General features: G+C 39.6%; 9 protein-coding genes. All 9 read left to right on the top strand.

All coding sequences use genetic code 11. The features are described 5' to 3' along the window. Positions 1-144: 144 nt before the first annotated feature. The 9 genes from UF75_RS11440 (at position 145) to UF75_RS11400 (ending at position 8,083) form a co-directional block, all read left to right on the top strand. On the top strand, positions 145-1,479 hold the full coding sequence (locus tag UF75_RS11440) for an amidohydrolase (protein WP_045574729.1): 1,335 nt from the start codon (positions 145-147) through the stop codon (positions 1,477-1,479). A 124-nt stretch (positions 1,480-1,603) separates the two neighbouring features. Beyond that, entirely contained in the window at positions 1,604-2,128 is a 525-nt protein-coding gene (locus UF75_RS11435; protein ID WP_045574728.1) for a nitroreductase family protein, read from the top strand. Positions 2,129-2,142: 14 nt separating this feature from the next. Continuing rightward, entirely contained in the window at positions 2,143-2,565 is a 423-nt protein-coding gene (locus UF75_RS11430; protein ID WP_045574727.1) for a thioesterase family protein, read from the top strand. A 289-nt stretch (positions 2,566-2,854) separates the two neighbouring features. Further along, entirely contained in the window at positions 2,855-3,220 is a 366-nt protein-coding gene (locus UF75_RS11425; protein WP_156146390.1) for a hypothetical protein, read from the top strand. A gap of 98 nt (positions 3,221-3,318) precedes the next feature. Continuing rightward, positions 3,319-4,728: a homocysteine S-methyltransferase family protein gene (locus tag UF75_RS11420; protein ID WP_242860199.1), complete on the top strand. Its 1,410-nt coding sequence runs from the start codon at positions 3,319-3,321 to the stop codon at positions 4,726-4,728. Between the two features lie 294 nt (positions 4,729-5,022). Further along, the gene (locus UF75_RS11415; RefSeq protein WP_045574724.1) at positions 5,023-5,613 is read left to right on the top strand and encodes a Uma2 family endonuclease; all 591 of its coding nucleotides are present in this window, start codon (positions 5,023-5,025) and stop codon (positions 5,611-5,613) included. Positions 5,614-5,757: 144 nt separating this feature from the next. Then, on the top strand, positions 5,758-6,234 hold the full coding sequence (locus UF75_RS11410; protein WP_045574735.1) for a GNAT family N-acetyltransferase: 477 nt from the start codon (positions 5,758-5,760) through the stop codon (positions 6,232-6,234). A gap of 221 nt (positions 6,235-6,455) precedes the next feature. Next, positions 6,456-7,313, top strand: a complete 858-nt coding sequence (locus UF75_RS11405) for an ARMT1-like domain-containing protein (protein ID WP_045574723.1) — start codon at positions 6,456-6,458, stop codon at positions 7,311-7,313. A gap of 185 nt (positions 7,314-7,498) precedes the next feature. Further along, entirely contained in the window at positions 7,499-8,083 is a 585-nt protein-coding gene (locus tag UF75_RS11400) for a class I SAM-dependent methyltransferase (protein WP_045574722.1), read from the top strand. Positions 8,084-8,338 lie beyond the last annotated feature (255 nt).

Raw genomic sequence — 8,338 nt, 5'->3', positions numbered from 1 at the left:
GGGCTGTGAACTTGAAGGGAATCTATTTGCTTTATGCTTTGGAGATGAACAAAGAGAAGGAATGTCAGCATTTTTAGAAAAGAGAAAGCCTAACTTCAAATTAGAATATCAATGCACCCATGTAGGGGGAGTGAATTGGTGATAATGTGTACTAGACATAAACCAGAGGAAACAATACAAGCTCATTTTAATGAGGCGGTGCAATGGAGAAGGGATCTGCATAAGTGCCCGCAACCTTCCTGGGTAGAGTTTTTTGCCACCGGTTATGTGGCTGAAAAGTTGGAAGAGTGGGGTTATGAATTAAAGCTAGGCCGGGAAATCATCGCAGAAGATAAACAGCTCTTATTGCCGGAAGCAACAATCTTGCAAAGAGAATATGAACGGGCTCTGAAGGCAGGAGTGCAGGAGAAATATATTTCCCCTGCTCAGGGTGGTTTTACTGGGGTGGTTGGAATTCTTAAAGGAGATCAACCGGGTCCAACGGTAGCTTTCCGCTTTGATATCGATTCAAACGAAGGTTTAGAATCCAAGGCAGGCTCTCACCGACCGGTTAAGGAAGGATTTGCTTCGCAAAATCCCGGTTATGCCCATATGTGCGGTCATGACGCCCATACTGCGATGGGTCTGCTTCTAGCCTGTCACTTTGCAGAGAATAAAGCTAACCTTAAAGGTACAATTAAATTTCTCTTCCAACCAAATGAGGAAAACTTGAGCGGAGCCGCGGCCATGATCGCAACGGGTCAGTTGGATGACGTCGATTATCTTTTTAGTGGTCACGTTGGGGTCTCAGCCAGAAAGATCGGGCAGATTGCTTTAGATATTCATAGTATTCTGGCCTTATCCCGCTTTGAAGTCAGTTACACAGGTCGTCCTACCCATGCAGGAATCAGTCCAAATGAAGGGAAAAACGCCTTGTTGGGAGCTTGTGCAGCTGTAACTAATCTTTATGCCATTGCTCGACATGACCAGGGTGCTTCTCGTATTAATGTTGGGACATTAGAAGCGGGCACGACTTGGAACATTATACCGGAGAGTGCTAATTTCCGCTTGGAAACAAGGGGGGTAAGTAACGAAGTCAATTCCTACATGGTTCAGAAAGCGACTGAAGTTCTTCAAGGTGCTGCACAAATGTATGATCTAACTCTTGAAGTTAAACCCGCGGCTACGGCACTAAGCGGTAGGAACTCGCCTGAACTTATTAAGCTTGGCCAAAAGGTTGCTGAAAATCTGCATTCGGTACAAGAGACTATACCTAAAATACCCTTTAACGGTTCGGAAGATGTCACTCTTATGATGGAAAGGGTGCAGAATCAGGGCGGAAAAGCGCTCTTTGTACTGTTTGGAACTCCTGTTTTTGGCGGTCACCACAACTCCACCTTTGATGTAGACGAGAACGTTATTTTCAACGGGGCAGAGTTCCTGGCCAGAATCCATGAGGCTGTTACGGAAGAATCTCTAATCGATGACTATAGACAATAAATAGATGAATAGGTTGCTTGCTATTGATTTACTTTATCAATAGCATTCTCTCTTGCTTTTTTCTCGAACTTATTTAAACTTTTTATAAGCTACTGTATTATGCTTAAAGTGAGGAGGATTATTATTGAACGAAGCCTTAAAGACGATTATTACTCGAAGGAGTATTCGTAAATACGTTGACCAACCGATAAGCGAGGATCAGGTACAATGGATGTTACGAGCGGCCATGAACGCTCCCTCGGCCGGCAATGAGCAGCCGTGGGAGTTTTTAGTGATTACTAACAGGGATAAACTTAAAAAAGTTCCTGAATTTCATCCCTATTCCAAAATGCTGCCAGGTGCAGCCTTGGCAATTTTAGTCGTAGCAGATCCTTCTAAGGTAAAGTACGAAGAAGAGTTGCGCCAGCTTTGGATTCAAGACTGCTCAGCAGCTACTCAAAATATTCTTCTGGCTGCCCATTCACTTGGATTGGGGGCCGTTTGGCTTGCGGTGTACCCTGATTCTTTAAGACTGAAGGGAATACGAGAACTTTTTAACATACCTGAAGAGATGGTGCCATTTAGCATCGTTTCCTTAGGGTATCCTGTAGGAACTAAACTAGCTGAAGATCATTATGATGAAACCCGTATTCATCGAGAAGTTTGGTAAGTGAGGGAACGATTATGCGCAGTGATTTTCGCTTTTTCCATCGGTTAAGGGTTCGCTATTCGGAAGTTGATTGGCAGGGAATTGTATTTAATGCTCACTATTTAACCTATATGGATGTAGCATTAACTGAATACTTCCGTAATATCGGTCTTGATTATAAGCAACTTGCTCAAGAAGGCAAAATGGATATGGCTTTGGTCAAAACAACCCAGGAGTTTATAAGTTCAGCTATGTTTGATGACGAGTTAGAAATAGGTGTGCGTATTTCCCATGTGGGAAGGACAAGTTATAATGTCGAGTTCGAGATTTACAAAAACGGTTTTGAGGATATGGTATTTAGAGGCCAAACTATCTATGTAAACTACGACCCTGTAAAACGCAAATCAGAAACGGTGCCGGATTTCTTCCGATCTTTGGTCCAAGCTTTTGAACATTGAAACGATCAACATTTATAATACTCTTTTGATTTCAACATTCTTTACAAAAAAAGCATCCTTGGTATGCCTAAGTGGCCACAAGGATGCTTTTCTCATCAGTCTTCACGAAATTGATTGAACCCTTTAGAAATCTCCTAGAGGGCGCTTGTTTTTCTGCTAGACGGTTTTCACGGGATTCTTACTTTATTGTTCATTATGGATGGTCTGGATATAATGAAGTAGTTCTTGACGTAGGACTGATTGGCTCTAATATAGATTTTTAGACTTTTCCTCGTCATTGCATATTAGTATGGAGAGAGAAAATGGTCAAATAGCTAGGCAAATAAAGGGTATTCCTATGCCACATCATTTGTTTGAAGAAATGTCCTCCGGAAATTACTACGAGAATGAAAAAATTTTGGTTAAAGATGGCATTGATAAATTCAATGAGTTTTATCAATTATTTAAAAGGTATTATACCAATTTCTCAATAGAAATCAAAAAAGAAAATAATATATTAACATTAAAAAACATCCCAGTAAATATTGAAATTAAAGACGCTAAAGAAGCTAAAGAAGCAATACTAAATGAATCAAGTCAATTAGAAGAAGTCAGATTTACTTTTTCCAAAGACGATGATGACCAACTTGTTGTTTCCATTTCTTATATCTTCTGACGAGAGCAGCATGATCATGCTGCGGCTCCCTCCTATCAAGAACTCTAAGATTACTATCGGCTGAAGATTTTGCTGGGGCTGACCGCAACGCTGGGCGAATGGCTCAGTCTGCAGGATTGGGAGTGCGTTCTTTTGATTTGCGTAAAACAGGTCGATCAGGAAAGCATTCGTGTAGTATAATAACACACAAGGGAGATGAAATGATGAAGAATTTTCTAGATGCTATCCATGAAAGGGTTTTATTATATGATGGATCTAAAGGTGTTATGCTTCAAAGAAGAGGTTTAAAAGGAAATGAAGCTTCAGAATCGTGGAATTTATCAAAACCAGATGAGGTTAAGAATCTATATAATCTATACAAACAAGCAGGATCGGATGTAATTCAAACTAATACGTTTCCAGGCAATAGAGTGACACTAGAGATGCATAATTTAGGGGATAAAACTTATCAACTTAACTTTGAAGGGGTGAAATTAGCAAAAGAAATTGCTGGTGATGACACTTATGTTGCCGCTTCAGTGGGTCCAACTGGTATGATTTTAGAACCTGCAGGAGATTTGAGTTTTGATAAAGCCTATAGTATTTTTAAAGAGCAATTAAGGGCAATAGAAGATGCAGGTGCAGATATTGTTAATTTTGAAACGTTTTCAGATTTAAATGAATTAAGGGCAGCTATATTGGCTGCTAAAGAAACTACTACGCTTCCGATTATTGCTTCAATAACCTTTAATGAAAATAGTAGAACGCTGTCTGGTAATTCAGCAGAGGTGTGTGCTATTGTGTGCCAATCATTAGGAGTAGCAGTCGTGGGTGCTAATTGTTCAGGAGGTCCAGATAGTTTAATAGAACCCATTAAAAAAATGTATTCTGTTACATCAATTCCTCTTACAGTGAAAGCAAATGCTGGGATGCCTAATTTAGTGAATGGAGAGGCAGTATATGAACAAAAACCAGAACAATTTAGTGCATATACAAAAGACTTTGTAGAGAATGGAGTAAGACTTATTGGTGGATGTTGTGGTACGACGCCAGAATTCATCAGCGCGATAAAGAAAGAACTAGATAAGATCAAAACTCCAGATTTAGAATTAAAATCTAATTCGACAATTACTTCTGCCTTTAATCATCTTGTACTTTCTAAAGACAAGGAATACTTGGTTAAAAAGCTTTCGCTTAAAGAAAATAATGCTGTGGAAATGTTAAAAAACGGTGATTTTTACAACTTGATAGGAGACTATAAATCAGAAAATATGGATTGCCTTTTAATAGATTTTGGTAACATGAATGAACCTTTCGACGTATCGGGATTTACTAGCAACATTAGTTTTTCAATTAAAAAACCACTAGTCATTAAGTCTGCGTCAACTGAAATTCTCGATAAATTTTTAAGATATTATCCTGGAAAGGTCGGAGTAGTTTTATCAGATAATACGGAAATATCTCTTTCTCAATTAAAACACTACGGTGCCTTAATTCTCAATGAAGAGTTGGAACCTATAACCAACTGATTGCCTCAAATATAGTTTCTGAAATTAAGAGCCCTTCAGCAGCCGAAAAACTAACGGCTACTGAAGGGCTCTTTTTTGAATGTGCATAATTCATGGATTTCCCAATACTTGCGTGTCATAGCAGGTAGAACTTCTATAGCAGGATGATGGGATATTCATAGAGAACTTGTCGATAGCAAGATTTATTGAGCGGAGGAAAAAATAATCAAAAATATGCTATAATATGGGAAAATGGTTTGGTACTTAAAGGATGGCCATGATTATATCGAAAAATAAGAAAGGGCGGATCATGTGATGTCCTTACCAGAAGAAAATAAAAAACATACCTACGCTGATTATATAACTTGGCCGGAAAATGAACGATGGGAAATAATTGATGGAGTGCCTTATATGCAGTCTGCTCCAAAATGGCAACATCAAAGCATATCTAGTGAGCTTCACAGACAAATATCAAACTACCTGATTGGTAAACCATGTAGAGTGTTTACATCCCCCTTTGACTTATGCCTAGCAGAAGACACTGAAAATGACGATCAAATTTCAAATATTATACAACCGGATGTTGTTGTAGTATGTGATGAAACTAAACTTAGGAAAACCGGATATTTCGGGGTACCGACTATGATCATTGAAATATCTTCACCATCGACTGCCAGGCAGGACAGGGTAGTCAAGTTCAACAAGTATGAAAAAGCCAGCGTTAACGAATATTGGATTGTAGAACCGGATGGCAAATATATAAACGTGTTTACCTTACAGGAAAACAAACGTTACGGTCGCCCAGAAGCGTACACAGAGGATGATAAAGTGCAATTATCTGTTTTTCCAGATTTCACGATCGATTTAAAACCAGTGTTTGAAGGCATAGAAGAAAAAAATACTTGATATTATGACTGGGTAGTTGACTTAGGCCGCTTGACTAAATGTCAGGCGGCCTTTTGGCTGAAAAAGGATCGGACTATGGCAGGGAATCATAGAACAGCGGCGAATTTTCTAAGTTTGAAGATAGTATTCAGCGGAGGAAGCTATATGGAAATAAAGATCAGAGAAGCAAGCATCAACGATTACGAAGGTTTATGTGAGGTTTATGTCGAACTTGATGAACTCCACAGATTGAATCATCCTGAACTTTTTATTAAACCGGAAGAATATGCAAGGGCAAAAGAGTACATATTGGAAAGCATCAATGATGGAAATAAGGCCCTTTTTGTGGCCGAGGTCGATTCAAAGGTGGTTGCTTATGCAGAATGTAACCTTCAAACGTCTGCTAATTTTCCTGTGATCAAGAAGAGGGAATGGGCACAACTTGATGGTATTGCGGTAAAAAAAGAGTACCATAACCATCATATAGGGTCCTTACTGTTAAAGAGAGTCGTTGAATGGGCTAAAAGTAAAGGTGTGAATAGAATTGAATTAAAAGTCTACTCCTTTAATTCGGAAGCCGAAGTTTTTTATGTGAGGAAAGGTTTTAAAGAACTAAGTAAAGCAATGTATCTAAACTTATAACATTTACTCAGGCCAAATGTTAAGGGTGTTTGATAAGCTTATGACCGAAATGTTGATGCGTAATTTATAATAAACTAGAACTAGTTGCATAATACTCTTATATTTCACTTTGAACTATCTGAAAAAGAGGGTTTTTGGTACTCGCTAAAGTTGTTTCGCAGCGATGCTTTGAGTTGAGGTATAGGTTTGCTCAATGATTACTGTAGAGGAGGCCCTTATTCGTGAACGTTGTCCTTCAATGTATTCCATGCTATATAACGCAAACGATCAATACTTTAACACAAACAGAAATTTCCGAGGAAAAAATGAGAGAAATCATTCATCAGACTCTGCCCCTCTTTCCTCAATTAGACCCACAGGGAACCCCGGCAGAGAATTCGACGATTATTCTTAGAAAAGTCAATGAGCTGCTGGGAATCGAAGATCCCTTTCATAAGGCCAAACAGGAGTCCAATGATTTGGCCCTCAAACTCCTTCCCGAGTTAAAAGAGAAAATTGCTCAAAGTAGCGATCCACTTTTTATGTCTTTGAAAATTGCTGTGGCCGGCAATATTATCGATATGGGCATTCTGAAAGAGTTCGATGTTGAGGGGAGTATTCAGGAAGCCATGGAGAAGGATTTCGCCCGGGATGATTACGTCTCGTTTCAAGAAAAACTAAAAGCAGCTCGGGAAATCTTAATCCTCGGAGATAACAGCGGAGAAATTGCCTTCGATAGGCTATTAGCGGAGCAATTGTCCGAACAAGGTATCCGGGTGACCTATGCAGTAAAGGATCGACCGATTTTGAATGATGCCACGCTCGAAGATGCGGTTCACGTCGGTATGACAGAACAATTCCGTGTGATTTCAAATGGCAGCGGGTTTTTAGGTACGGTTCTCAAAGATTGTTCAGAAGAATTCATACAGGCCTATAAAAAAGCTGATCTGGTGATCAGTAAAGGACAGGCTAATTATGAGTCTTTAGAGGCTCTTGGCAAAGAGGATAGAAGGCTATATTTCTTGCTGCGCGCTAAGTGTGAGATTGTAGCGGAGAATTTAGGGGTTAAACTTGGCCAAATGGTGTTTTGCTGTAGTTAACTCTCTTCAGAAGTCCAAACATCTCAGCTCAACTCCAAACTGAAAATCAATTGACAGGGCAAAGTGGTAAGGTATAGTTTTGAAAAGGATGCGGCACCAAATGGTTACGAATTCGTGGCGAAAGCAAAGATTAGTTTGAATTAAACAATGTATCTATTTCAGAGAACTGATTGGAGGAGGCAGCTATGTCGGCACATAAATTTAATCCTGAGAATCGAAAAAAGCTTACCAGCAAAGAACGTGAGGCAATTTTGCCCCCAGCTCTAGTTTTAAAGGACATTGGGCTCGGATCTCACACTGTATGGGCAGATATTGGTTGTGGTACAGGATTTTTTACAATCCCACTTGCCAAAGAAGTACAGCAAGTGTACGCTCTCGATATACGAGCTGAGATGCTTGACGATCTAAATAAAAGTCTCACTCAGCTACAGGTCCTCAATGTTAAAGTTCTTCAATCCGAAGAGAGTCGTTTTCCACTCCCTAACCAATTGGTAGATGGGATTATAACGTCACTCGTTATACACGAAGTTGATGATCCGGTTGTATTTTTTTGTGAGTTAAATAGAATTCTTAAAACGGACGGTCGATTGGTGGTCATTGAGTGGGCCAAGGCTTCTACGGAAATGGGACCGCCTATTGACCATCGATTATCTGTTCAACAGTTGGATGATTGGGCGCTTGCCACCGGTTTTGTAAAAGGTAAGTCATGGCAATGGTCGGATAATTTTATCGGAGTTGAATATTCCCGAATCAATGAAGGCTGTCGATAAGTGTCAGGTTCATCCTAACTGTTTAATTTAAGGCAAATCAAAAAGATTAGATCAGCTGAATGAAGTTCGTGGCACAGCTTAAAGGGGCTGTACTAAAACTTGTTTAAGCTGTTTTCACATCCCCACTTTTGCTTCTATAACAACAAAACAAAATCGTCCTCACTCCACTTTGATAGTGAAATGGGACGATTTTTGCTTGTTAAAACCACTTGGAGTTTTGGAGACTGAGTTTTCACACACCCCCTTATTTTTTTG

The organism is Desulfosporosinus sp. I2, assembly GCF_000960765.1.
GTDB lineage: Bacteria > Bacillota > Desulfitobacteriia > Desulfitobacteriales > Desulfitobacteriaceae > Desulfosporosinus.
Note: the sequence above shows the minus strand (reverse complement) of the source record. Positions and strands in the feature narration are given on the sequence as shown.

Coding starts and splice junctions, on each gene's coding strand:
- UF75_RS11425 (WP_156146390.1), top strand. CDS start 2,855: ATGGAGAGAGAAAATGGTCAAATAGCTAGGCAAATAAAGGGTATTCCT.
- UF75_RS11400 (WP_045574722.1), top strand. CDS start 7,499: ATGTCGGCACATAAATTTAATCCTGAGAATCGAAAAAAGCTTACCAGC.
- UF75_RS11440 (WP_045574729.1), top strand. CDS start 145: ATGTGTACTAGACATAAACCAGAGGAAACAATACAAGCTCATTTTAAT.
- UF75_RS11415 (WP_045574724.1), top strand. CDS start 5,023: ATGTCCTTACCAGAAGAAAATAAAAAACATACCTACGCTGATTATATA.
- UF75_RS11410 (WP_045574735.1), top strand. CDS start 5,758: ATGGAAATAAAGATCAGAGAAGCAAGCATCAACGATTACGAAGGTTTA.
- UF75_RS11430 (WP_045574727.1), top strand. CDS start 2,143: ATGCGCAGTGATTTTCGCTTTTTCCATCGGTTAAGGGTTCGCTATTCG.
- UF75_RS11420 (WP_242860199.1), top strand. CDS start 3,319: ATGGCTCAGTCTGCAGGATTGGGAGTGCGTTCTTTTGATTTGCGTAAA.